Source organism: Thermococcus peptonophilus, from assembly GCF_001592435.1.
GTDB lineage: Archaea > Methanobacteriota_B > Thermococci > Thermococcales > Thermococcaceae > Thermococcus > Thermococcus peptonophilus.
The window spans coordinates 1,439,301-1,463,013 of the sequence record NZ_CP014750.1; the positions used below are offsets into that span (position 1 = coordinate 1,439,301).

General features: G+C 51.4%; 21 protein-coding genes and 2 tRNA genes. 19 read left to right on the forward strand and 4 right to left on the reverse strand.

Features of this window, described 5'->3' with window-relative positions; all coding sequences use genetic code 11:
* The first annotated feature begins 315 nt into the window (after positions 1 to 315).
* From A0127_RS07785 to A0127_RS07800, 4 genes are all read left to right on the forward strand, one after another.
* Positions 316 to 525, forward strand: a complete 210-nt coding sequence (locus A0127_RS07785) for a hypothetical protein (protein WP_062390057.1) — start codon at positions 316 to 318, stop codon at positions 523 to 525.
* A 284-nt stretch (positions 526 to 809) separates the two neighbouring features.
* Complete coding sequence (locus tag A0127_RS07790) at positions 810 to 1,922, forward strand: hypothetical protein (RefSeq protein WP_231855749.1); 1,113 nt, start codon at positions 810 to 812, stop codon at positions 1,920 to 1,922.
* Positions 1,923 to 1,963: 41 nt separating this feature from the next.
* Entirely contained in the window at positions 1,964 to 2,767 is an 804-nt protein-coding gene (gene mtnP, locus A0127_RS07795) for an S-methyl-5'-thioadenosine phosphorylase (RefSeq protein ID WP_062390064.1), read from the forward strand.
* Positions 2,768 to 2,874: 107 nt separating this feature from the next.
* Positions 2,875 to 4,218 carry an FAD-dependent oxidoreductase gene (locus A0127_RS07800; protein ID WP_062390068.1) on the forward strand — a complete coding sequence of 448 codons (1,344 nt, stop codon included), beginning with the start codon at positions 2,875 to 2,877 and terminating at the stop codon, positions 4,216 to 4,218.
* A gap of 611 nt (positions 4,219 to 4,829) precedes the next feature.
* Here the strand turns inward: A0127_RS07800 and A0127_RS07805 are convergent.
* A tRNA-Arg gene (locus A0127_RS07805) sits at positions 4,830 to 4,907 on the reverse strand.
* A 102-nt stretch (positions 4,908 to 5,009) separates the two neighbouring features.
* On the opposite strand from A0127_RS07805, the gene A0127_RS07810 reads away from it, so the two are divergent.
* Positions 5,010 to 5,086 (forward strand) — tRNA-Gly (locus A0127_RS07810).
* Between the two features lie 124 nt (positions 5,087 to 5,210).
* On the opposite strand, the gene A0127_RS07815 is transcribed toward A0127_RS07810, so the two are convergent.
* Both A0127_RS07815 and udp read right to left on the reverse strand, forming a co-directional pair.
* On the reverse strand, positions 5,211 to 6,281 hold the full coding sequence (locus A0127_RS07815; protein WP_062390072.1) for a hypothetical protein: 1,071 nt from the start codon (positions 6,279 to 6,281) through the stop codon (positions 5,211 to 5,213).
* A gap of 1 nt (position 6,282) precedes the next feature.
* Positions 6,283 to 7,116, reverse strand: a complete 834-nt coding sequence (gene udp / locus A0127_RS07820; protein ID WP_197463571.1) for a uridine phosphorylase — start codon at positions 7,114 to 7,116, stop codon at positions 6,283 to 6,285.
* 60 nt (positions 7,117 to 7,176) lie between these two features.
* On the opposite strand from udp, the gene A0127_RS07825 reads away from it, so the two are divergent.
* The 14 genes from A0127_RS07825 (at position 7,177) to A0127_RS07890 (ending at position 20,752) form a co-directional block, all read left to right on the forward strand.
* Positions 7,177 to 8,241, forward strand: coding sequence for a pyridoxal-phosphate dependent enzyme (locus A0127_RS07825; RefSeq protein ID WP_062390075.1), 1,065 nt, complete (start codon positions 7,177 to 7,179; stop codon positions 8,239 to 8,241).
* A 38-nt stretch (positions 8,242 to 8,279) separates the two neighbouring features.
* The gene (locus tag A0127_RS07830; protein WP_062390897.1) at positions 8,280 to 9,155 is read left to right on the forward strand and encodes an MEMO1 family protein; all 876 of its coding nucleotides are present in this window, start codon (positions 8,280 to 8,282) and stop codon (positions 9,153 to 9,155) included.
* 114 nt (positions 9,156 to 9,269) lie between these two features.
* Positions 9,270 to 10,280, forward strand: coding sequence for a mevalonate kinase (locus A0127_RS07835; protein ID WP_054841238.1), 1,011 nt, complete (start codon positions 9,270 to 9,272; stop codon positions 10,278 to 10,280).
* A 188-nt stretch (positions 10,281 to 10,468) separates the two neighbouring features.
* Positions 10,469 to 11,122, forward strand: a complete 654-nt coding sequence (locus A0127_RS07840; RefSeq protein ID WP_054841239.1) for a DUF257 family protein — start codon at positions 10,469 to 10,471, stop codon at positions 11,120 to 11,122.
* 57 nt (positions 11,123 to 11,179) lie between these two features.
* Positions 11,180 to 11,968, forward strand: coding sequence for an isopentenyl phosphate kinase (locus A0127_RS07845; protein ID WP_062390078.1), 789 nt, complete (start codon positions 11,180 to 11,182; stop codon positions 11,966 to 11,968).
* Positions 11,969 to 11,973: 5 nt separating this feature from the next.
* Complete coding sequence (locus tag A0127_RS07850) at positions 11,974 to 12,729, forward strand: molybdopterin-binding protein (RefSeq protein WP_062390081.1); 756 nt, start codon at positions 11,974 to 11,976, stop codon at positions 12,727 to 12,729.
* Positions 12,730 to 12,807: 78 nt separating this feature from the next.
* Positions 12,808 to 13,485 (forward strand): aspartate/glutamate racemase family protein, encoded by a 678-nt coding sequence (locus A0127_RS07855; RefSeq protein ID WP_062390084.1) that lies wholly within the window; start codon positions 12,808 to 12,810, stop codon positions 13,483 to 13,485.
* A 47-nt stretch (positions 13,486 to 13,532) separates the two neighbouring features.
* Positions 13,533 to 14,654, forward strand: a complete 1,122-nt coding sequence (fni, locus tag A0127_RS07860; RefSeq protein ID WP_062390087.1) for a type 2 isopentenyl-diphosphate Delta-isomerase — start codon at positions 13,533 to 13,535, stop codon at positions 14,652 to 14,654.
* A 139-nt stretch (positions 14,655 to 14,793) separates the two neighbouring features.
* A complete protein-coding gene (locus A0127_RS07865; protein ID WP_156471181.1) occupies positions 14,794 to 15,546 on the forward strand; it encodes a hypothetical protein in 753 nt (250 codons plus the stop codon).
* A gap of 87 nt (positions 15,547 to 15,633) precedes the next feature.
* Positions 15,634 to 16,968 (forward strand): RNase J family beta-CASP ribonuclease, encoded by a 1,335-nt coding sequence (locus A0127_RS07870; RefSeq protein ID WP_062390094.1) that lies wholly within the window; start codon positions 15,634 to 15,636, stop codon positions 16,966 to 16,968.
* 69 nt (positions 16,969 to 17,037) lie between these two features.
* A complete protein-coding gene (locus A0127_RS07875; protein ID WP_062390097.1) occupies positions 17,038 to 18,069 on the forward strand; it encodes a polyprenyl synthetase family protein in 1,032 nt (343 codons plus the stop codon).
* 97 nt (positions 18,070 to 18,166) lie between these two features.
* A complete protein-coding gene (locus tag A0127_RS07880) occupies positions 18,167 to 19,486 on the forward strand; it encodes a M20/M25/M40 family metallo-hydrolase (RefSeq protein ID WP_062390101.1) in 1,320 nt (439 codons plus the stop codon).
* A 322-nt stretch (positions 19,487 to 19,808) separates the two neighbouring features.
* The gene (locus A0127_RS07885; protein WP_156471182.1) at positions 19,809 to 20,168 is read left to right on the forward strand and encodes a hypothetical protein; all 360 of its coding nucleotides are present in this window, start codon (positions 19,809 to 19,811) and stop codon (positions 20,166 to 20,168) included.
* Positions 20,169 to 20,194: 26 nt separating this feature from the next.
* Positions 20,195 to 20,752 carry a hypothetical protein gene (locus A0127_RS07890; protein ID WP_062390107.1) on the forward strand — a complete coding sequence of 186 codons (558 nt, stop codon included), beginning with the start codon at positions 20,195 to 20,197 and terminating at the stop codon, positions 20,750 to 20,752.
* 15 nt (positions 20,753 to 20,767) lie between these two features.
* Here the strand turns inward: A0127_RS07890 and leuS are convergent, their stop codons facing one another.
* Positions 20,768 to 23,671 carry a leucine--tRNA ligase gene (gene leuS, locus A0127_RS07895; RefSeq protein ID WP_062390110.1) on the reverse strand — a complete coding sequence of 968 codons (2,904 nt, stop codon included), beginning with the start codon at positions 23,669 to 23,671 and terminating at the stop codon, positions 20,768 to 20,770.
* Positions 23,672 to 23,713: the final 42 nt, after the last annotated feature.

Consider the following 23,713-nt stretch of genomic DNA (forward strand, 5'->3'; position numbering starts at 1 on the left):
TATTAGTTAACGGAGAGAAAAATAGGGGGTGAGAGAATGCTTCCGTGGATGCTCGTTTACGAGTACATGTTCACCAAGGAGAACGAGAGGAGAAAGAGAAGGCCAATTCCTGAGGAGCTTGAGTACGTTGAGATGCTCCGCAACTGAGTCGGATATAGGTTGTTTTTCTTTTTGACTGTTCTTATCAGTTTGGGGTTTTGTCTGTAGGGATTGTGTGTTGTTCGAATTGTTCGTTGATTGTCGAACTATTTTTTAACGAGTGTCTTTAGGAAAGCTTTTTATACATTGAAGTTGTACATATTATTGGTGATACCTATGCCAACGGTTATCAAGCGTGACCCCAAGAAGTTTTTGAAGGAGCTTCGCATCCATTACGGCGATGTCTGGAAGATGCCATCAAGCCAGTATTTGACCAGTCCTGATTTTGTTGTTGTTGACCCACGGACTGGAAAGAAGACGAAGGTCAGCTTTGTCTCCCTCGACGATGGGGAAGTTGTTGGAGTTGTGTACGACGACATCAGCTGATTTGTGACTGTCCTTTTTGATTATCCTTAGTACTACTTTTGGCAATCTATAAATACTCCCTGATTCTAAAACTCCATGGTGGGTGATGGGTTCTGTCGCGGGATATATATTCCGAGCTACTATCAATCGCACGTAACATTGTCGATCCTTACTTGAGGGCGCTTACCTATGCTAGAATCGGCTACTATATGTGCCAAGCCAAACACCCTAAGTATAAAGATGCGTTTTCCTCGGCTCTCAGGGCGATAGCCTCAATTGAAAGCGCACCCCTTATGGTCAATGCCTTGCTCGAAGTTGGAACTCTTCTGAGCGGTATAAACCCACAGAGTGCCAGCCGCGTTTTTGAAAGTGCCCATGAGGCCATCAGTGAAATGCCACAGCCGCTTAAGGATGATTTCCTGCAGCGCTTGGTGAAAAAGCTTGTCCAGGTAAACCTTATAGAAAAGGCGTTTGAGTATTCTTTAGAGCTTGAAAACGAGGTTAAACGAAACGACTCTCTAATCTTGGTGCTGAACAGCTACGTCAATGAGGGAAATCTCAGAAATGCCCACAGGGTTGTGGAATACATTCAAAATGAACCTTGGCGTTCTCTGGCTCTTTTCAGCATTCTCAAGGAGCATCTCAAGAGGGGAGAGCTTGGCACGGCTCTGGGCCTGCTTTCCCAGTTCAGAAGCGATTACTGGCTTGGTGAGGCAGTGAAGTCTGTTGCCGTTTATCTCAAAAAATCGGACAACTTGGATTCTGCGGTTTATGAGAAGGTTTTCCAGTTTATGGCCAGCCTTTCGTCGGACGTAAGTAATGATGTACTTAAATCCTTCCTCGTTGGTCTGGCAGTTCAGGGTGAAATCAAGTTTGTTTCAGAGTCCCTTAAGAGAATTCCCCGCGAGCAATGGGATGAAATAATCTCTGCAATTGTGTCCTCGATCATCGATAGGGGTGAGCTTGTTACAGAGTTCCTCGATTCGCTGCCCGAGGACGCTAAAATACTCGCAGTAGGTTATGTACTAGACATCCTTCTTGAAAGGCCTCCAAGTTCAGAGTACCTAGAACTCGTCAGAAAAATCGGCTCTTTTGCTTCTTCAGAGCGCATTAAGGTCAAGGCAGTTCGTTATCTCTCAAAACTCCACGACTACGAGGGGGCTTGGAATCTTGCTTCCTCTATAAGTGACCCCCACCTTCGTTCCCTTGCCTTTGGGAGTATAGCAATCGAGAAGCTAAAAGAGGGGGACATAGATGGAGCCATAGATGCGGCCCTCGAGGTCAAGGATCCGAGGTGGGGTTCATGGTTGCTCAGCGAGATTTTAGCGAAAATAGCAGAACTTCAGGCCAGCGGACAGGTAGTTGAAGACATCGAGGAGAGGGCAGAGAAACAAAAGCGCCTGTGGGCTGATGAATAACGTTTTAAGGCACGTTTCTTTTATCTTTCCGGGTGATGTGGATGCCAAGGATAGCGATAATAGGCGGTTCTGGAGTTTACGACCCGGCACTTCTGACCAACATCAGGGAAGAAACCGTTAAGACACCCTACGGCTCGGTTAGGGTTAAGATCGGCGAGTACAACGGTGAGGAGATAGCCTTTCTGGCGAGGCACGGTGAGGGACACAGCGTTCCACCGCACAAGATAAACTACCGCGCAAACATATGGGCGCTCTATGAGCTTGGCGTCGAGAGGATACTCTCAACTTCCGCTGTCGGCTCCCTCAACCTCGACATGAAGCCAGGGGACTTCGTTATCCTCGACCAGCTCATGGACTTTACCAAGACCAGACACTACACCTTCTACGACGGTGAAGAAAGCCCGCACGACAGGAAGTTCGTGGCCCACGTGGACTTTACGGAGCCTTACTGCCCCGAGCTGAGGAAAGCCCTGATGAACGCCGCCAGGGAGCTGGGCTTTACATACCACCCCACGGGAACTTACGCCTGCATGGAAGGGCCCCGCTTTGAGACGAGGGCTGAGATAAGGGCGCTAAAGATCCTCGGGGCCGACGTCGTTGGCATGACCCAGTGTCCGGAGGCAGCACTTGCGAGGGAGCTTGAGATGTGCTACGCGAGCGTTGCCATAGTCACCAACTACGCCGCTGGCATAAGCCCCAACAAGCTCACCCACACGGAAGTGGTCGAGCTTATGGCCCAGAAGTCCAACGAGATAAAGCTCCTGCTCATGAACACTATCAAGTACATTCCAAAGGAAAGAAGGTGCCCCTGTAAGGATGCACTGAAGGGCGCGACCGGCGAGTAGTGTCCTTCTCCGTTCTCCCTTCTTCTTAGATGTGCTTACGTTTTGAACTTCAAGTTAAAGAAAGTGTTTAAAAACCCTAACCATAATACTGCTATTAGGTGAACCGAATGAAGTACGATGTGGTTGTTATAGGTGGGAGTGCCGGCGGTCTAACGGCCGCGATCTCGGCCAAGAGGTTTTATCCCGACAAAAGCGTCCTCGTGATCAAGAAAGAGGACGTTTCCATGATTCCCTGCGGGATTCCGTACATCTTCGGTACCCTGAGGAGCGTTGAGGATGATGTTCTTCCAACGGAGAGGTTTCTCAAACCCCTAGGCATCGATGTTCTGGTCGATGAGGTCACGGAAATAAATCCCAAGTCCAAGACACTCCTGACAAAATCGGGAAGGGGAATAAGCTGGGAGAAGCTCGTTCTGGCGACGGGGTCAAGACCTCAGATTCCTGACATCCCCGGCGTTGAGCTTGAGGGTGTGTACACCGTCTCCAAGGACTACCACTACCTCAAAGAACTCCGTGAGAGTGTTGAAGAGGCCGAGAGTGTTGTCATCATCGGCGGCGGTTTCATAGCCCTCGAAGTTGGGGATGAGATCAGGAAGCTCGGGAAGGACGTTACGATCGTTGTCAGAAGCAGGCTGTTGAGAAACTCTTTCGACCCCGAATTCAGTGAGATGATCGAGAACAGGCTCAGAGAAGTCGGGATAAACGTTGTTTATGGGCACGTGGAGGGGCTCGTCGGCAGGGAGAGCGTTGAAGGTGTCAAGCTCGTCGAAGGTAGGGAGATCCCTGCCGATCTAGTAATTCTCTCAACGGGCTACCGTCCAAACGTTGAGCTGGCAGTAAAAGCCGGTCTAAAAGTTACAAGATACGGCATTTGGACTGACGAGTACATGAGAACCTCCTGTCTGGACATCTTCGCCGTCGGCGACTGCGTTGAGCACAGGGACTTCTTCACCGGAAAACCCTTCCCACTGATGCTGGCCTCAACGGCAACCTTCGAAGCGAGGATAGCCGGAGCGAACCTCTTCAAGCTCCAGATAGTCAGGGAGAACAGGAGGACAATAGGCGCTTACTCCACCCACGTCGCCGGCTTAACTCTTGCGGCGGCAGGATTGACTGAGGAAGCCGCTAGAAAAGAGGGCTTTGAGGTCATTGTTGGACGAGCTACTGGCCCCGACAGGCATCCAGCAAAGTTCGAGGATACCTCTATGCTAACCGCCAAGCTGATATTCTCTAGGGACAGGGGTGCCATTCTGGGCGCTCAGTTAGCCGGCGGAAAGAGCGTTGGCGAGATGATCAATGTTCTTGCCTTGGCAATACAGAAGAGGCTTACGGCCAGCGAGCTCTACACCCTCCAGATAGCGACTCACCCGCTCCTCACCGCCTCGCCAGTCGGATACCAGATACTCCAGGCGGCTGAGGACGCCCTTGCGAAGCTGAGGGCGGGGGCCTGAATTCCCCTTCCATTTTCTAGCAAGCTTTTGAAAAAGCTTGACCAAAAATGTTCTCTTCTTTTTTGAACTTGTCCGTTGGTGGGCTTATGCACACTCAAAAAGCAACTTTGCGTGGGTTTACTCTCAAAATCTCGTTAATTGTGATTTCAGCTTTCTTTTTATTGCTCAAAGAGCGCTATACTGGTGGGAAAATCCTGTAAGTCTAGCAATTCGATAAATAAACCTACTCAAAAGCTAGCTTGTTAGAATTGTATACTAACTTTCAGCAATCCTTTGAGGACGCTTGAACGCTAGTGAGAGCGGCGCTGAAGCTTTTGAAAAAAGCTTCACCAAAAGTTTGTAGCTCTTCTTCGAGGTGGCTTTTATTCGGGATTTTTCACTGCTAGCGTGCTTGTTTTTGTAGTGAGAATATGTTTAGGGGGCTTCTTAGAAAGGTGTTTTCTTCTCTTTGACGCCCGAAGGCGTTGATTTTGAGTTAAACACGTGTTAGCAGGATGAGTTTGGAAGTTCTCACTTTCAAGCACAACTACTCGATGAGAAAAATCACGTGAAATTGGCATTCTGGAAAAGAGCTACAAACCTTGATGAAACTTTGCCCAGCAAAGTTTCTATGGCGCCCCGGCGGGGATTTGAACCCCGGACCTCGAGGTCCGCAGCCTCGCGCCCTATCCAGACTAGGCCACCGGGGCACCCCGCTAACCCTTCTTGAAGACTCTTTATAAATTTAACCTTCGGAACAGACCGAAAGATTTATAAACGAGTCCCAAATGAGTATCCTACGGGCTGGAACTGCGGTGGTAGTCTAGCCTGGCTAGGACAGCGGCCTGCCACGCCGCTGGCCCGGGTTCAAATCCCGGCCACCGCACCACAATTTTCTGAGCTTTCCAAGCACTCAAAGCCTTCTTCTCATGACGATTTTATTTTGGGTGGCCCTTTTGAACACTCAGTTAATTTAGTTTCCATCTAGTTTAAAACTACGGGGCTAAAAGGGGCTAAAGAGCGTGTTCTCCAGTTTCAATTTTCCTACCCAGCTCAAAAAGCTCCTTAGAAGTTTTTCTTAGCTCTTCATCCTTTGACTTCTTGGCTTCTTTGAGCATCTCAAAGGCTAAGAACTTGAGAACTCTGGCTATCTTTGGGGGAGTTCCTCTCCATGAAAGAACTTCAAGAATGGCACTTTCGTTCACACCGTTTTTCTTTGCAAGTTCGTATGCTACCAGCAGTCTTGGGAGGGGATCAAATACCTTTTGGATGTACTTCAGAGCCTTTTCAGCAGTATAACCGTAATGGTGTATAAGAGCATATCCCAGAAGGTTGGCAACTTCCAACTGGGAGAATATTCTTTCGACTCTTTCTGTGTGACCTCTTTCTAGGTACTTGATACCAACTCTCTCAAGGTATGCACTCCTCATGGGCTCGGGAAGCCCTTTGGCAAGTTTTTCGGCATCCTCGAGTTTGCCCTCATCCAAGAGCCTGTTTATGTAGCTTAGTACATATTCATTGGTCTGCCCTTTCCCTTCAAACTCTGGCTCGAGAGGCCGCCATTTGGGCCCCTTTTCGAAGCGTTCTATCACTCCGGTCTGAACCTCCCCCTTTATCCTGTGTAGCGTGGCGCCGGGCATGAGCTTTCCGTCCTTGTAGACAATCCCATGCGGAAGCGGCTTCAGCTCTTTAAGATCCCTTTCGTCCAGCTTCAGGTCGCTGAGCCTTATCTCAGTCCCTCCGCGTGCAACCGCTATTGCCAGAAGATTGCTTACCGACCTGAAGGCCTTTTTTCTTGTGAACTGGTTTTTGATAAGCCTCGCTGCCTCGATTGCCTTCTTGAACTCTCCATTTTTTGAAAAAAGGTAAGAAAGGGAAGCGAGAGTCTCGTCCCTGATCGACTGCTCTTCTATCTTACTCGCTATCTCAAGGGCTTTCTCGGGTTCACGTTCATAGCTCTCGGCAACCCACCGGAGCGCGTAGGAGCGCCAGTAGGAATCCCTAATTTTCTGGGCCTCTTTGAATGCCTCTTCCCTTTTTCCATCCCTCAGGAGGGTTTTGATCAGGAAGAGCCTCTCGTCCATTTCAACCCCTCAGACTTGGGTGCCACACCTTCTTCCCGGCCTTTTCTTTCTCCTCGTCCCACTCTGCGAGTATCTTGACGGCCTCACTCGCGACCAAAGCCGCTTCCTTCTCTCCTGCCTTACCAAACTCGTTGGTCACCCTGTTGGCAAAGACTGCGCATACACACCCTGCTCTGAGCCCGTAGATGTTGGCAAGCGTGTAAAGAGTTGCAGCTTCCATTTCGAAGTTCGTCACGCGGGCCTGTCTGAGGTCGTCAACGATGTTCCTCGCGAAGCTCGGGAAGTACCCGTTCAGGCCAGGCCTCCCCTGTCCAAGGTAGAAGCTGTCGGTCGAGGCTGTTATCCCTACGTGGTATCTTACATCGAGGCTCTCGGCGGCCTCTATAAGGGCGAGGGTGACCTCAAGGTCTGCAACGGCTGGATATTCGACCCTGACGTACTGCTTTGAAGTACCATCGAGTCTCACAGCAGCTTTTGCTATGATGAGGTCTCCTATCTCAATTCCGGGCTGTATTGCGCCCGTAGAACCAACGCGGATGAATGTATCCGCCCCAATCGCGGCCAATTCCTCGACGGCGATGGCTGTTGATGGACCCCCTATCCCCGTAGAGGTCACACTTATCGGCACGCCTCTGTACTTCCCGGTGTGCGTCCTGTACTCCCTGTGGAAGGCTATCTCCCTCGCTTCGTCCCAGAGCGAGCTTATCTTGGGCACTCTCTCAGGGTCTCCTGGAAGGAGGACGTAGCGAGCAACATCGCCCGGCTTGCAGGCTATGTGGTACTGCATCCCCTCTTCAGTCTGGGGTCTTTCGGCTGATACGAACTTTTCCACCATGGCAACCACCTTTTTAACCTGTGCTTCTTAATTCTCTCAAGACCTAAAAAAGGTGATGGCATGCTCAGGTGTTCGAGGTGCGGAAGAACATACCCCGAGACGTTTAGGTTGAAGTGCGACTGCGGTGGAACGCTCTTAGTGGAGAAGAAGCACGTTGACTTCTTCGGAAGTCTTATGCCATACTTTGATGCTAGGAGGTACATCAACTTTCTGCCCGTTAGCGGGCACCTTCTCCCCCCTCCAGTGCCTGCCATAACGCCGACAGTTGAACTTCAGGTCGGCCCTGTTACTGCCCTCTTCAAGCTCGACTACCTTCAGCCCAGTGGTTCTTTCAAGGACCGGGGGACCTGGGTAACAGTCGCTAAACTTATGGAGGAGGGAATAAGTGAAGTAGTAATCGACAGCTCAGGAAACGCGGCCCTGAGCCTGGCTCTCCATTCCCTCCCCGCGGGAATTAAAGTCCACACTTTTGTTTCCTATGAGGCAATGCCATCAAAAATTTCCCTGCTCCAGCGACTGGGGGCAGTAATCCACTTCGTTGATGGAAACAGAATGAAAGTCTACGAAGAGGCCGTTGAGTTCGCGGAAAGGGAAGGGATAACGTATGTAAGCCACTGGCTTAACCCCTACTTCATCGAGGGGACAAAACTCATCGCCTACGAGTCCTACGAGCAGGTTGGAGTTCCTGACTATGCTTTCGCCCCAACAGGTTCTGGAACGCTCTTCATCGGTCTCTGGAAGGGCTTCAGGGAGCTTAGGGAGATGGGGGAGATAAACGAGGTTCCTCGGCTTGTAGCCGTCCAGGCAGAGGGTTACGAAAGCCTCTGCGAACGTTCCCTCATGAAAAACCGCCTTGCTGACGGGATAGCGATTCCCGAGCCTCCGCGAAAAGAGGATATGCTTAGGGCGCTGGATGAGAGCAATGGCCTCTGCGTAAGCGTTAGCGAGGCCGAGACGAGGGAGGCGTTTGACTGGCTCGTCAACGCAGGATTCCTTGTAGAACCGACATCAGCCGTTGTTCTTGCTGGGATGTGGAAGCTCGTGGATTCAGGTGAGATCCCTGCTGGTTCGAAAGTCCTGCTTCCTCTAACTGGCTCTGGTCTTAAACTAACCGAACGTATTTAAACTTTCGAGCTGAAAATTTGGTAGGGGTGATTAGGATGGTGGTGAGATATCCAGCGGTCGCGGGAAGCTTCTATCCCGCTGGCGAGGAGTTAGTCCCCATGCTGGAGAGGTTTTTCAGTGACCTTGGCGAGGAGGGAAGCGAAAGGAGGATAACCGCAGGTGTTGCACCTCATGCGGGCTACGTATTCTCAGGCTATACAGCGAGCAGAACCTACAAGGCAATCTTTGAGGACGGACTTCCGGAGACGTTCGTGATCCTCGGACCGAACCACACCGGTCTCGGCTCGCCGATAGCGGTTCACCCGCCGGGCACGTGGATAACGCCCCTCGGCGAGATAGAGGTTGATGGAGAGCTGGCAAAGGAGATAGCAAAAATCTCCGGTATAGCTGACCTTGACGACCTTGCCCACAAGTACGAGCACTCCATTGAGGTTCAGGTTCCGTTCATACAGTACCTAGCAGAGAAGACCAGGAAAGATGTGAAGATTGTCCCGATAACACTCGGTATTCAGGACGAAGACGTTGCCGAAGACCTTGGGAAGGCCGTCTTCGAGGCAAGTAGGGAACTCGGCAGGGACGTAGTTGTCATAGCAAGCACTGACTTCATGCACTACGGCCCGGTTTACGGCTACGTGCCCTTCAGGGCTAGGGCGGACGAGCTCCCCCACAGGATAAAGGAGTGGGACTTCAGGATAATCAGGAGGATCCTCGATTTCGACGTCAGGGGAATGTTTGATGAGATAAGGGAGATGAACCACACCATGTGCGGGCCAGGAGGGGTTGGGACGGCAATAGTCTACTCCCGCCTTGCTGGAGCAGTAGAGGCTGAACTCCTCCACTACACGACGAGCTTTGAGGTGAGCAGAAGCACTGATGCCGTCGTTGGATATGCGAGCATAGTCTTCAGGCGCTAGCGAAAGTGTGATAAGGGTTTTCCATATTTTCTACCATGAACATCGACGAGGTCGTTACCAGAATCCTCCAGCTCGGGGCGAGAACGTCAAGTTCATGATTTTGGAGGGTCAAGAATGAGCGTTAAAAGGGTTCTTGCTTCGGCACCGGCTAAAATTATCCTCTTCGGAGAGCACAGCGTTGTCTACGGAAAACCCGCTATAGCAGCGGCCATAGACCTCAGAACCTACGTCAGGGCCGAGTTCAACGATACGGGAGCGATAAAGATAGAGGCCCACGACATAAGGACGCCGGGCCTAATAGTTTCCTTCACCGAGGACAGCATCTACTTTGAAAGCGACTACGGAAAGGCCGCTGAGGTTCTCGGCTACGTCAGGCAGGCGATAGAGCTTGTAAAAGAAGAAGCAGACGTAAACGGAAAGGGAATAACGGTCTCAATAACCTCTCAGATTCCCGTCGGTGCTGGTCTTGGAAGCTCGGCGGCAGTTGCCGTTGCGACCATAGGTGCTGTCTCAAGGCTCCTCGGACTTGAGCTGAGCAACGAGGAGGTTGGAAAGCTCGGCCACAGGGTTGAGCTTCTCGTCCAGGGCGCTTCCAGCGGCATCGACCCGACGGTTTCAGCCATAGGCGGCTTCATACACTATCAGAAGGGGGAGTTCGAGCACCTTCCCTTCATGGAGCTTCCAATAGTCGTTGGATATACAGGTTCGAGCGGTTCAACGAAAGAGCTCGTTGCAATGGTCAGGCGGAACTACGAGGAGATGCCAGAGATATTCGAGCCTATACTGAACTCGATGGGGAGGCTCGTTGAGAAGGCCAGGGAAGTGATCACATCGGATCTCGACAGGGATCTGAAGTTCCAGACCCTCGGAAAGCTGATGAACATAAACCACGGTCTCCTCGATGCCATCGGCGTTTCGACCAAGAAGCTCAGTGAACTGGTTTACGCTGCCAGAACAGCTGGCGCTCTCGGGAGCAAGATTACCGGCGCTGGAGGCGGCGGCTGCATGTACGCCCTCGCACCGGGAAAGCAGAGCGAGGTGGCAACGGCCATAGCGATAGCCGGAGGAACCCCCATGATAACGAAGATAAGCAGGGAGGGCCTGAGGATCGAGGAAGTCGAATAATCCGTTTATCTCCTACTATAATCTATTTTTAACAATCTACTGGCTGTATCATCAATTTCGGCTTTAGTTCATGGGTTCTATGGTTTGTTCTATCCTGCGCAATTTTAGTCACAAAAAGTTTTTAAAATGTTATGCGCATCCACTCTAAAGAGAGGTGTGAGATGTTATAATTACCAGGGGGTGAGACCATGGACAAGGAGGTGCGCGAGTTCGAAAAAATACTTGATGGAATAAAGTTTGGGGAGAGCGTGATGGTAGAGTACTCTGGATACTCAGTACCCGCTGAGGGGCTCTATCACCTGGTTAAATGGGCAAAGGAGAAAGGCCACAAGGTCGTCATTGTGGACATCCTGGACACGCTCTACCTGTATTACCAGCACATAAAGCTCTACGGCAAGGATGCAGAAATACTCAATGACGTTACTGTCGTCAAGATAGGCGGGAGGTTTAAGGTGGGCAACGTCGCGGGCAGGATCAACATAACCGGGCCAACAATAGGTGAGAGGGCTTTCTCAGAGGTCTATCAGGATATAGTGAATGACGGCAATGTTGTCACGATAGTCCTCGGCCTAGCCAAGCTCATGATGCTCTACGCAGACTCGAAAAAGGACATCTTGAACATCGTCAACATAATCCTCTCCTACATCGGGGACGAGAAAGTCAAGGGCTTCCACTTTATCAACAGAGACTTGATGAAGGAAGTCTCACCGTACATAATCCCACTAATAGCTGAGCTGATGACCACCGTGATTAAGATAGAGCGGGTCGACGGAGTGAGCATGATGAGAGTCGTGAGGTCCCTCAACCCAAACATTGAGAAATTGGAATTGAAGCTCAGTTAATGAAATCCTGACAAATTCTTTAAACTCTTCTTCCCATTTTTTTAGTGGTGATTATGAATGATACTCGTCAAAATAGGCGGGAGCGTCTTCAGCGACAAGGCTGGAGAGCCAGAGAACTTTGACACCGAAACCGTGAGGAGAATCGCCGGTGAGATAGCCGAGTTCTATCCCAACGAGGAGTTCATCGTGGTGCACGGCGGGGGCAGCTTCGGCCACTACCACGCGAGCGAGCACGCGATAAGGGACGGTCTCCCTGGAGAGTGGGAATCCGACAGAAGAAAGAAGATCGGGTTTTCCCTGACGCACCAGTCCATGCTGAGGGCCAACGCCCGCTTTATTGAGGTTTTTCTCTCCCAGAACCTCCCGGCGTTTTCGGTCTCAACGTCCTCCATCTTCTTGACGGAGAGAGGGGAGATAGTCTACGCCGACATTGAGGTTATCGAGAGGCTCCTTGAACTTGACTTCATCCCCATCCTCTTTGGTGATGTCTCCGTTGACGTCGCCCAGGGAGTAGACATCCTCTCCGGCGACCAGATAATGGCCTACCTAACGAAGATGCTGAAACCGAAAAAGGCAATATTCCTCATGGACGTTGATGGCATCTACGATGGAAAGCCCGGCGAGGGGACGCTCATTCCGGAGCTTGCCCGCGAGGAAGTTCCTGGCCTCCTCGAAAGGCTTCACTGCACCGCAGCCGGAACGGACGTTACCGGTGGGATATGCAACAAGCTGAGGAAAGCCTACGAGATGGCCCACTACTCTGAAGTTTGGTTTGTAAACGGTAAAGTCCCCGGAAGGCTGAGCGGAGCTATTAGGGGAGACGGCTTCGGGACGAGGCTGAGGTGATGCTCATGTTAGCCGAAGTCCTCACCATCGGCGATGAGCTTTTGACCGGCCACACCGTTGACAGCAACTCGGCCTTTATAGCTTCCAAGCTGGTGGAAAGGGGCTACTGGGTGAGGAGAATAACAACCGTCGGAGACGACGTCGAGGAGATAAAGACCGTTATTGGGGAGATACTCGCAAGGAAGCCTGAGGTCCTCGTCATCAGCGGCGGCCTTGGGCCGACTCACGACGACGTTACAATGCTGGCAGTTGCGGAGGCCCTTGGCAAAAAGTTAATCCTGTGCGAGGAATGCCTTGAGAAGATAAAGGCCTTCTACGAGAGGCTCTACCGCGAGGGCTACATAGACGACCCGAGTCTCAACGAGGGGAGGAAGAAGATGGCCTACCTGCCAGAGGGGGCTGAGCCGCTTGAGAACACCGAAGGGGCGGCGCCCGGGGCTTTCATCGAGCATGAGGGTGTGAAAATCTTCGTGCTTCCCGGAATGCCGAGGGAAATGAAGGCCATGCTTGAGAAAGAAGTTCTTCCAAGACTTGGAAGAAGGAAGTTCCTCCAGAGAAAGTTTTTGGCCGAGATAACCGACGAGAGCAAGCTGGCTCCCATTCTCAGGGAGGCACTGAAAAAGTTCAAAGTTAAAATCCACTCCTCTCCCAAAGGCTTCGGGAAGTACATAGGGCTGATAATCTTTGCAGAAGACGAAGGAGAACTGGAGAAAACCGTTGAGTACCTCGAAAGCAGGGGGATAAAGCTGGAAGAAGCCTGACCTCTACCTCTTTTTCTTGAAATCCCTTTCATTGGAAAGGCTATTAACCACTTTTGTCCAGTTGTGTTGGTGGTCTCGATGAAGAGGATAGGTCTCATCGGCGGAACAACTCCGGAATCAACCGCCTACTACTACCGCAAATACATCGAGATATCGAGGGAGCTCTTCGAGCCCTACTTCTTCCCGGAGCTCGTCATTTTCTCGATGAACTTCAGGGCCTTCAAGGACAACCCGCGCGGCTGGGAAGGGAGGAAGGAAATGCTGATCGAAGCAGCTAGGGCACTTGAGAGAGCCGGTGCTGAGGTAATTGGAATCGCCGCCAATACTCCCCACATAGTCTTTCCGGACGTCCAGAAAGCTGTAAATGCCGAGATGGTCAGCATAATCGAGGCCGTCGCGAACGAAGCTAAGAGGCGCGGCCTTAAGAAGCTCCTCTTGCTCGGAACAAAGACCACGATGGAGATGCCCTTTTACCGCGAGGCACTTGAAAAGAGGGGCTTTCAGGTTGTAGTTCCGGACGGGGAAGAGCGCGAGAGGGTAAACTCGATAATCTTCAACGAGCTGGCCCTAGGGAAGATGGAGAGCAAGCCGTACCTCGTTGAGCTGGTTGAAAAGTACGCCCGGGAAGGCGTTGAGGGTGTAATTTTGGGCTGTACTGAGCTCCCGCTGGCAATAAAGCCCGGCGACGTCGGCATAGAAGTCCTCGACAGCGCGGAGATTCACATGAGGGCGCTCATCGAGAAGGCGATGGAGTGAGCGGAAACTTCTTTAACTTCCTTTCCCCTATCCCTTCGGTGGTTGTGATGGGGGAGTTTGATAAGGAGGAACTCACGATCATCAGGAAGTTCGAGCACATAGAGCACTGCCTCAAGAGGAACGTGCAAGCCCACGTTACCAACGGTTTTGAGGATGTCCACTTCGTCCACATGAGCCTGCCCGAGATTGACAAGGATGAAATCGACCTGAGCGTTGAGTTCCTTGGGAGGAAGTTCGACTATCCGATTTTCATCGCTGGAATGACCGGCGGAACGAAGGGTTCCCAGCTGGCAGGGAGGATTAACAAGACCCTTGCCAAAGCCGCCCAGGAGCTCAACATACCGATGGGCGTTGGCAGTCAAAGGGCCATGATAAGGAAGCCCGAGACCTGGGAGAGCTACTACGTTAGGGACGTTGCTCCCGATGTGTTTCTCGTTGGAAACCTCGGTGCTCCTCAGTTCTCCGAGACAATCAGGGAGCGCTACGGCCTTGAGGAGGCGCTTAAGGCCGTTGAGACCATCCAGGCCGATGCCCTGGCAATTCACATGAACCCGCTCCAGGAGAGCGTCCAGCCCGAGGGGGACACCCAGTACAGGGGCGTTTTGAAAGCTCTGGCAGAGCTGAAGGCCGAGTTCCCGTACCCGATAATCGCAAAGGAGACCGGGGCTGGCGTCTCCATGGAGGTCGCGGTGAGGCTTGAGAGCATCGGTATTGATGCCATTGATGTGGGCGGCCTCGGCGGAACGAGCTGGAGCGGTGTGGAATACTACCGCGCAAAGGACGAGATTGGAAGGGATTTGGCACTCCGCTTCTGGGACTGGGGCATAAAGACGGCCATCAGCGTTGCAGAAGTAAGGTACGCCACAGAGCTCCCGATAATAGCCACCGGCGGGATGAGGGACGGCATAGCGATGGCGAAGGCTTTAGCGATGGGAGCCACCTTCGCGGGTGTTGCTCTACCTCTCCTCAAGCCAGCCGTCAAGGGCGACGTTGAGGGCGTCATAAAAATCCTCAGGCGCTACATAGAGGAGATAAGAAACGCCATGTTCCTCGTCGGGGCCAGAAACGTCGAGGAGCTGAGGAAGGTTCCGCTCGTGATAACCGGCTTCACAAGGGAGTGGCTGGAGCAGAGGATTGACCTGCCCTCTTACTTGAGGAACAGGGGGTGATATTTGTTGGGGATTTCACTTGTCGAAGTTTCTCAAGTTATCATTGCTATAGTAGCTGCATATGGAGTGTACGAAAGAATAAGAAAGTCCCCTGGAATAATATTTGGTAAGTCGATATCTGATTTTTATGTACAAATTTTTGGATGATATTGAAAGAGAATCAGAAAACATGCTCCTAGGAAGACCCAAGAGTCGTGAAAGACTTGTCTTAATTATAATCCCAGCAATAAGTTTTGTTTTTGTATACTGGATGATCAAGACCATGATTTTTAGTTTGGTACCTAATGAAAAAGATATCTTGGATGCCCTTTTTGTAAATAACAACGGTGAAAACGGCATGGCTTTTCTTATGTATTTAAGTATGGCCCTATTTATGTCTTGGTTCTTTGGAAAAGGCATTATAGGGGATATTACTTTGAGACTTTCTCCACAAAAGTTATTGTCATTTCTGGACAGGGCTATAATAGCATTCTTTGATAGTTTGATAGCATGGCTTGCTATATCAATAAGTATTGTAGCTTTTTTATACGCCATAGGGCAATACGTTTTATACCAGCAAGGGCAGATATCTAATCAAGGCTATCCTATAAGTGTGTTGTTGTTTTTAGTTTTATTTTTGGGCTATATTCTGATGTCATATTCCAGTCATAAAAAGCGTCTTATGGTAAAGCTAAAATATATTCTCGCATTATCAGGAGAAGCTAAGCTTCCTAGGGTTAAGCTAACATTAAAAAATGGCCAAATCCTTAAGGGTTTCTTAGTTCCGTTCTATTCTGACAAAAATGTTGTAGTTATAGTCTCCCTAGAAAACAATAGCATCAAAGTTAACAGAGTTCTGAAATATATCCCCTGGGATGAAATTTCGATATTTGAACTAACTGATGAGACTTAATGCACACCTTTTTAAACCCATGACAACAACTATGAGCAACGCAGCCCCACGCCTCGAGAGAGGCCTGGGGCAGGAGGAGGATTAGGCATGATTAGAGTTTACACAATCAGCGGCTACGAGGAAGTCGGTAAGAACATGACCGCCGTCGGCTATTCTGACGGCAGGAAAGAGGAAGTTGTTATAATTGACATGGGCATAAGGCTCGACCGCGTTCTCATCCACGAGGACGTTAACATCCAGCAGTTTCCAACGAAGGAGCTCCAGAGGCTCGGCGCAATACCCGATGATTCAATTCTGAGAAACAAGAAGGTCGTGGCGATAACGTTCACCCACGGCCACCTCGACCACATTGGAGCGGTCGGGAAAATAGCACCGCACTATCCGGACGTTCCGATATACGGCACACCCTACACGATAAAGCTGGCCAAGAGTGAGGTCAAGAGCGAGCAGTACTTCGAGGTCAAGAACCCGATGTATGAAACTGAGTTCGGCGAGATAGTCCAGGTGAGCGAGAACCTGGCGATAGAGTTCGTGAGGACAACTCACTCGATACCTCAGGCGGCGATGGTGGTTGTCCACACTCCTGAGGGGGCAGTTGTCCATACCGGCGACTTTAAATTTGACAATAACAACCCGCTCGGAGAGAGACCAGACTACAAGCGCCTAAAAGAGCTCGGCAAGGAGGGCGTTAAGGTTCTTATAGCTGAATCTACCCGCGTTGCCGAGCCAACCAAGACGCCGAGTGAGGCAGTTGCCCAGATGCTTTTGGAAGACTTCTTCCTCTACGAGGGAATGGACGAGAAAGGATTGATAGCGACCACATTTGCCAGCCATATAGCCCGTCTCCAGGAGCTCATCTGGATAGCAAACAAGATGGGCAGGCAGGCCGTCTTCGTTGGCAGGTCTCTGGCGAAGTACACCGGAATAGCCAAACAGCTCGGCCTGATAAAGATGAAGGGAGCGAGAGCAGTCAGAAGCCCGAACGCCATAAAGAAAGTCCTCGCCGAGGTATCGGGGGCGAGGGAGGACTACCTCCTCGTTGTTACGGGTCATCAGGGTGAGCCGGGGGCTGTCCTCACGAGGATGGCGAACGGCGAGCTCTACGACATAGGAAAGCAGGACACAGTTGTCTTCTCAGCAGGGACCATACCGAACCCTCTCAACAGGGCACAGCGCTACGTCCTTGAGACAAAACTCAAGATGAAGGGCGTCCGGATGATAAAGGACCTCCACGTCTCTGGACACGCGAGCAGGGAAGACCACCGCTATCTCCTCAGGATGCTCAACCCAGAGAACATCGTCCCAGCGCACGGCGAGTTCAGGATGCTCACTCACTACGCCGAGCTTGCCGAGGAAGAAGGCTACCTGATAGGCAGGGACGTCTTCGTGTCGAGGAACGGGTACACGGTTGAGATTGAGTGAGGGTAAAACTGATAAAGGATTCCTCCTCTCTTTTTTCAGCTTCACTTTCATTGCTCACGGGGTGGTATCATGGGAAAGTACGATGAGCTGTTCGCAAGGATTAAGGAAAAGGCAAGGGATGTTGATAGGGTCATCCTTGAACTTGTGCCGGAAAAGGAGCCGCTTGAGCTTTACAGGGCCGCGAGGCACTATCCCCTCGCAGGAGGAAAGCGCGTTAGGCCCTTCGTTGTTCTCCGTGCTGCAGAGGCAGTGGGCGGCGACCCTGAGAAGGCCCTTTATCCAGCCGCTTCCGTCGAGTTCATTCACAACTACTCCCTCGTCCACGACGACATAATGGACATGGACGAACTCAGACGGGGCAGGCCGACCGTCCACAAGCTCTGGGGAGTGAACATGGCTATTTTAGCTGGAGATCTCCTCTTCAGCAAGGCCTTCGAGGCGATAGCGAAGGCTGATGTTCCGGCCGAGAAGAAGGCGAGGATTCTGGATGTCCTCGTCAGGACTTCGAACATGCTCTGTGAAGGTCAGGCCCTCGACATAGAGTTTGAGACGAGGGAAGAGGTCACTGTCGAGGAGTATCTAAAGATGATAAGCGGCAAGACCGGGGCGCTCTTCCAGGGTTCGGCCGAGATAGGGGCCATAGTGGGAACCGACAACGAGGAGTACATCCAGGCCCTCTCAAAGTGGGGCATGAACGTCGGAATAGCCTTCCAGATATGGGACGACGTCCTCGATCTGATTGCCGACGAGGAGAAGCTCGGAAAGCCCGTCGGGAGCGACATAAGGAAAGGTAAGAAGACGCTTATAGTCAGCCACTTCTTCGAGCACGCGAGTGAGGAGGACAAGGTCGAGTTTATGAAAGTCTTCGGCAAGTATGCAGGCGACGCCAAGGGCGACGCGCTCATACACGACGAGAACGTTAAGGAGGAGGTCGCGAAGGCCATCGAGCTTCTCAAGAAGTACGGCAGCATAGACTACGCGGCAAACTACGCCAAGAACCTCATCAGGGAAGCGAACGAGGCCCTCAAGGTCCTCCCCGAGAGCGAAGCCAGGAAAGACCTTGAGCTTCTCGCGGAGTTCCTCGTCGAGAGGGAGTTCTGAGCTTCACCTTCTTCCCCTTTCTGTTCTCCTAGAGTGTCCCTTCCCGTGCGCTAAACCCTTAAATACCATTTCGACGTTTATCTTAACGGTGGTCTAGATGGACGTTCTAGAACTTCTCTCAAGCCTTGTGTCCTTTGAGACTGTGAACGACCCGGCCAGGGGGATAAGACCTTCCAAGGACTGCCCGGCCTTCATAAGGGATACGCTCGCATCGTGGGGGATAGAGAGCGAGCTGATCGAGCGCGACGGCTACTACGCGGTCTACGGTGAGATAGGGGAAGGAAAGCCGAAGCTCCTTTTCATGGCCCACTTCGACGTCGTGCCCGTAAACAGGGAGGAGTGGGAAACCGATCCCTTCAAGCTTACAGTAAAAGGAGACCGCGCCTACGGCAGGGGGAGCGCCGACGATAAGGGCAACGTTGCTTCCATAATGCTCGCGCTGAAGGAACTCTCGAAGGAGAAGCTTAACGGAAAGGTTCTCTTTGCATTCACTGGCGATGAAGAAATCGGCGGCAGGATGGCCATGCATCTAGCCGAAAAGCTCGCCCAAGAGAGAAAACTTCCCGAGTACATGGTAAACGCTGACGGGATTGGAATGAAGCCGATAATCAGGAGGAGGAAGGGCTTCGGTGTGACCGTTCGCGTTTCCGCAGAGAAAGCAATGGTTAAAGGTACTGTTAAGCGCGAGACCTTCAGGATAAGGACGCCCGTGCTGGAGACGAGGCACGCAGCGTACTTCCTGCCCGGCGTTGATACTCACCCGCTCATAGCGGCCTCGCACTTCCTCAGGAGCAGAGAGGCTTTTGCTGTTTCGCTCGAGGGGAAGTTCCTCAAGGGCAACGTCGTGCCGGGTGAAGTGACCCTTACGTACGTTTCTTCCGGTGAGGGTGAAGAGGTGGAGGTTGACCTTGGCCTCACGAGGCTCCTCAAGGCTGTGGTTCCCTTCGTGAGGGCTCCGATAAAAGCGGAGAAGTACAGTGACTACGGAGTCTCGATCACGCCCAACCTGTACTCTATCGAAGACGGGAAGCATGTCCTCAAGTTTGACGTGAGGGCTATGAGCCGTTCAAAGGACGAAATTGAGTGTGCGATGAAAGAGATAGCCGAGTTCAACCTTCCAGAGGCAGAGGTTGAGGTTGCTACCAATGAGAAGGCGGGCTACCTCTTCACCCACCCGGAGGAAAAGATCGTCAGAGTAACTCTGGGGGTCCTTAAGGAGCTCGGCGAGAAGGCGGAGCCCGTTGAAGGGCCAGGAGCGGCCGACTCAAGGTTCTTCACGCCCTATGGAGTGAAGGCGATAGACTTCGGGCCAAGGGGAGGCAACATCCACGGCCCGAACGAGTATGTTGAGATAAACTCGCTCCGCAAAATGCCGGCGCTTTACGCTGAGCTGGCGAGGAGGCTGGTGAGGGAGTAGTTTGATCTTTCTCCCTTTTATTGAAATTCCTGAGTCAAAGACGTGATAGTTTTCCTCTCTGGTGCTCTTTTTCTGCTCACTTTCCAAACAGTCAATTTATCCTTGTGAGCTCTGATTTTTTTATTTTCTCTTTTGCTCAAGTTCTGATAGCTGTTGAACTCGTTTTTTCAGGGAAGGTTAGATTATATTAAAAAACTTGGAATAGTAATATTTATAAGGGTGCGCACTATAAAGCGTTGAAAATGCTAAATTGCAACAGTAATAGGTACAAAGAAACAAAAGAGGAGAAGTGAGAGTTGTTTTAAAAACAAGAGATAAGGTGGTGAAGATGAAAAAACACTTATTTAAGGCTCTATTTACCTTTTTTGAAGATATGCTTCTCATTTATTTTTTAGGGGCTATAGCGGGTGTAGTAATATATCCTTTAATCAGTCTTCTAGCATGGACTAGGGGGAACTCCCTAGAGCTCGCATTCTCCATTGCTATTGCATTGTGGGGAGTCTCGATATTCCAGCGTGGAACTCTGTCGGTTCTGGACGGTAAATTACCGAGGTTTGCTGTTCAAGTTCTGGTCATTGCAGTCCCCATCATGTTTATTCCTGGCTATTGGTCAGTTGCGAGCCTTCTAGTGGGACTCTTGGGAGGTTACGCGGAGTACCAAAATAAAAGAGGTCGTAAATAAGCGATATAAATTATCCGGGTGATATCATGAAGTTCAGAGTGAGAGGTATCTTCTATCTTTTCATAATTTTCCTCTTGGTTGTTCAGGTAGGGGTAACCACTCACGAAAACGGGAAGCTGAAAAGAGAACAAGAGGGCATAAAGGAGAACCTCATTACTTCTCAGCTTACCCATGAAATCTTCGAGGTCAGACATCATGCAAAACTCATCAAAAGGCTCATGGGGCACCATTCAGATAATGAATCAAAACTCGCCCTGCTTATTGAGTTAAACAACACGAAATACTCCCTCTCAAAGCTGGAAATGAATACAGAGTACCTAGGAGCTTGGCTAGGATACGAAGATAAGACTCTGACCCCTTCTGGTGGCGATTGCCTGAAGGTTCTTGAAGTGATGTACTCCGATATCCAAAGTGGGGGCATGACTGACAAAGATGTATCTCTCGTCAGTAGGAGCATTGATGTGATCATGAACTTCACCTATGTTTATCCACCAACCTACGAGAACATCGTGAGCGGGCTGAATGAAATGAACAGAGAGTGCAGAGAACTGCTCCTGGAGGCAGACAAGACAGAGGAAAAATAAAGGAGAGAAAAACCCTCACTCCACGAACACGGCCGGCTTCAGAGGCATCGCCGCCTTTTTCTTTCCTCCCTTGTCCTCCTCGGGATTGATGACTATCTCGATGCCGAGCTCCTTCTCGATGAAGTCCTTCGCTTCCCTCAGGGCCTTTTCTTCGTCTATGCGCTTCACCTCAAAGGCCCTCTCCTTTATGAGACGCTGTATGAGCTTGCTAACTTCCTTGCCGTGCTTCCTCATTTCTGGGTCCTTCATTAGCTCTGACATGGCAGATTTGAAGTCCTTCTTCTCTGCTACAACTTCAACTACCTTCCACTTCCACTCTGGAGCCGTGTAGATGTAGGCCCTCTTCGGGTTCTCTATCTTTGCAACCGTTATGATCTCCTTGATGTCCTCTATGAGGGACTTTACGAACTCTTCCTCGGCCTCAACGGTTTCGTTCCACCACTCCGGAACCGGCTCGGGCCAGGAAGCGAGGCTAACGAAGCCCTCTCCTCCAAGCTTCTCCCAGAGCTCCTCGCTGATGTGCGGTGTGAACGGTGCCATCAGCCTGACCCAGACATCGGCGAGCGTTCTCAGGACGTAGCGCTTCGCCTCGTCATCTCTTCCCTCAGTCCTCCTCAGGTACCAGCGGAGGTCGTTGAGGACCGTGTAGAACGCCCACTGTACAGCGGTTCTCGTCCTGAACTCCTCAAGGGCTTTGGTTGCCCCTTCAATGGCCTTGTTGAGCCTGTGGAGCATCCAGCGGTCTATGTCCTTCAGTTCGACGCCTTCCTTGGCCTCGTAGGTTGCGAACTCGTTTATCAGCTCGTAGAACCTTTCGACCTGCCTGCGGAGCTTTCCAACTTCCTTTCTCCTCCAGTCAAAGTCGCTGTCGTGCTCTGCTAATCCCATTATGTAGAGCCTAACAACATCTGCACCGTTCTCCTCGATTGCGTCAATGAAGTTCAGCACGTTGCCCTTGCTCTTGCTCATCTTCTGGCCTTCCAGCGTTCCAAAGCCGTTTACCGCTATTCCCCTGGGCCAGTGCTTCCTGTCGAAGATGGCCACGTGGTTGAAGATGAAGAACGTCAGGTGGTTCGGGATGAGGTCTTTGGCTGAACAGCGCCAGTCGAGCGGGTACCAGTACTCGAACTCCTCCTTCATCTCGTGGATAACCTCAGCTGGAATTCCAGTTTTCTCGCTCAGCCTCTTCTCTTTCTCTTCGCTGAACTCTTCGCGGAAGATGTAGTCGAAGAACTCCCTGTCGAGCTTCTCAGCGTCAAGTTTGCCTTTCTTCCTAAGATGGTTGATGTGCCTGCTTATGGTGTAGTAGGCCATGTAAATGGTCGAATCGCTCAAACTCTCGATGACCCAGTCCGGATCCCACGGGAGCGGCGTTCCAAGGCCGACCTTCCTGGCACAGGCCTTCTTGTCAAGCCAGTCTATAACTGCCTCAAACTGTGCCCTCCTGCTCTCGGGGTAGATCTTCATGTTGGCGAGCGCCTCTCTGGCCTTCTCCTTCCATTCGGGGTTCCCGTAGTCTATGAACCACTGGTCGTGGATTATCTTTATGACGGCCTGGTTTCCAAACCTTGAGATGACCGGCTTGTCGGCGAACTCGTACATTATCTCGGCGATGCCCTTCTCCATCATTTCCTTTGCCACGAGCTCCTTGACTTCCTGCACGGGCTTTCTGGCGTAGGGCTCTATCTTAAAGATTCCCTTGTGGTACTCGGCCTTGTAGATGTTCTTGGTCGCCTGTTCAAGCTTCTCCTTGTCCTTCTGGCTCTTGACTCCGAGCCTCTCGGCCTCTTCAACCGCCGGGAACTCACCGTAGCCCTCAAGGCTTATCAGCGAGATGTAGCTTATCTCCTCAACGACGCGCGGGTCAATGTCGTACTTGAGCAGGATCTCGCTCTCCTTCTTCAGGTCTTCGAGGGCTATGTGGTCGAAGGGCGCGTGGGCTGGGACACTCATGACGACACCCGTTGCGTTGTCCGGGTCAACGAACTCGGCAGGCAAAATTATGACCTCGTCGCCGGTTACAGGGTTCTTGACGTACTTTCCGATGAGCTTCTCGCCCTTGAACTCCTCTATGACATCTATCTCCCTGTCCTGGAAGGAGAGCTTGTAGGCGGCCTCCCTGCTGACGATCCAGGTCTCCTCCTTGTCTCCCTTCCTCACCTTGGCCTTCACGTAGGTAGCCTTGGGGTTCAGCCACATGTTGGTGACTCCATAGACCGTCTCGGGCCGCAGGGTCGCGGCTGGCAGGTAGATGGTCTCGCCGTTCTCTTCGAGAATGAACTTGATTATGACGTACTCCAGTATCTGAATGTCTTCGCCCTCCATTATGTCGTGGTCGCCGAGCGGAGTCCCAACGACTGGGTCCCACCTGACCCTGTGGGCGCCCTTGACGACCAAACCCATGTCCTTGAGCGTCCAGAACTGCCACTCTATGAACTTGCTGAAGGGCGGGAAGAGGCTTGTCGTGTGGAACTCCCTCGTCCAGTCAACGGAGAAGCCGGCCCTTATGAATGTCTCCTTAGCGGCCTTCATGAAGTACTTGACTATCTCCTTCGGGTCTTCGAACTTCCAGAGAATGTCCTCTGGGACCTTATAGACGTCGCGGTAGATGTGGATGGTCTTGGGATCGCGGTTTTTGATGCGCTCTGCTATTCCAACTATCGGCGCGCCTGTGATGTGCCATGCCATTGGGAACAGCACGTTGTAGCCCTGCATCCTCTTGAAGCGCGCTATTACATCTGGTATCGTGTAGGTTCTTGCATGCCCGACGTGGAGGTGGCCCGAGAGGTATGGGAATGCGACCGTTATGTAGAACTTCTTTTCCTTGGGCTTTGCCTTCCTGTCCGGCTCAAAAACCCTCGCTTCCATCCAGCGCTTCTGCCACTTCTCCTCAATCTCCTTGAAGTTAAGCTCAGCCATGGCTATACCTCCTCAGAACTTTTTCAAAAGAGCGCGATTCAG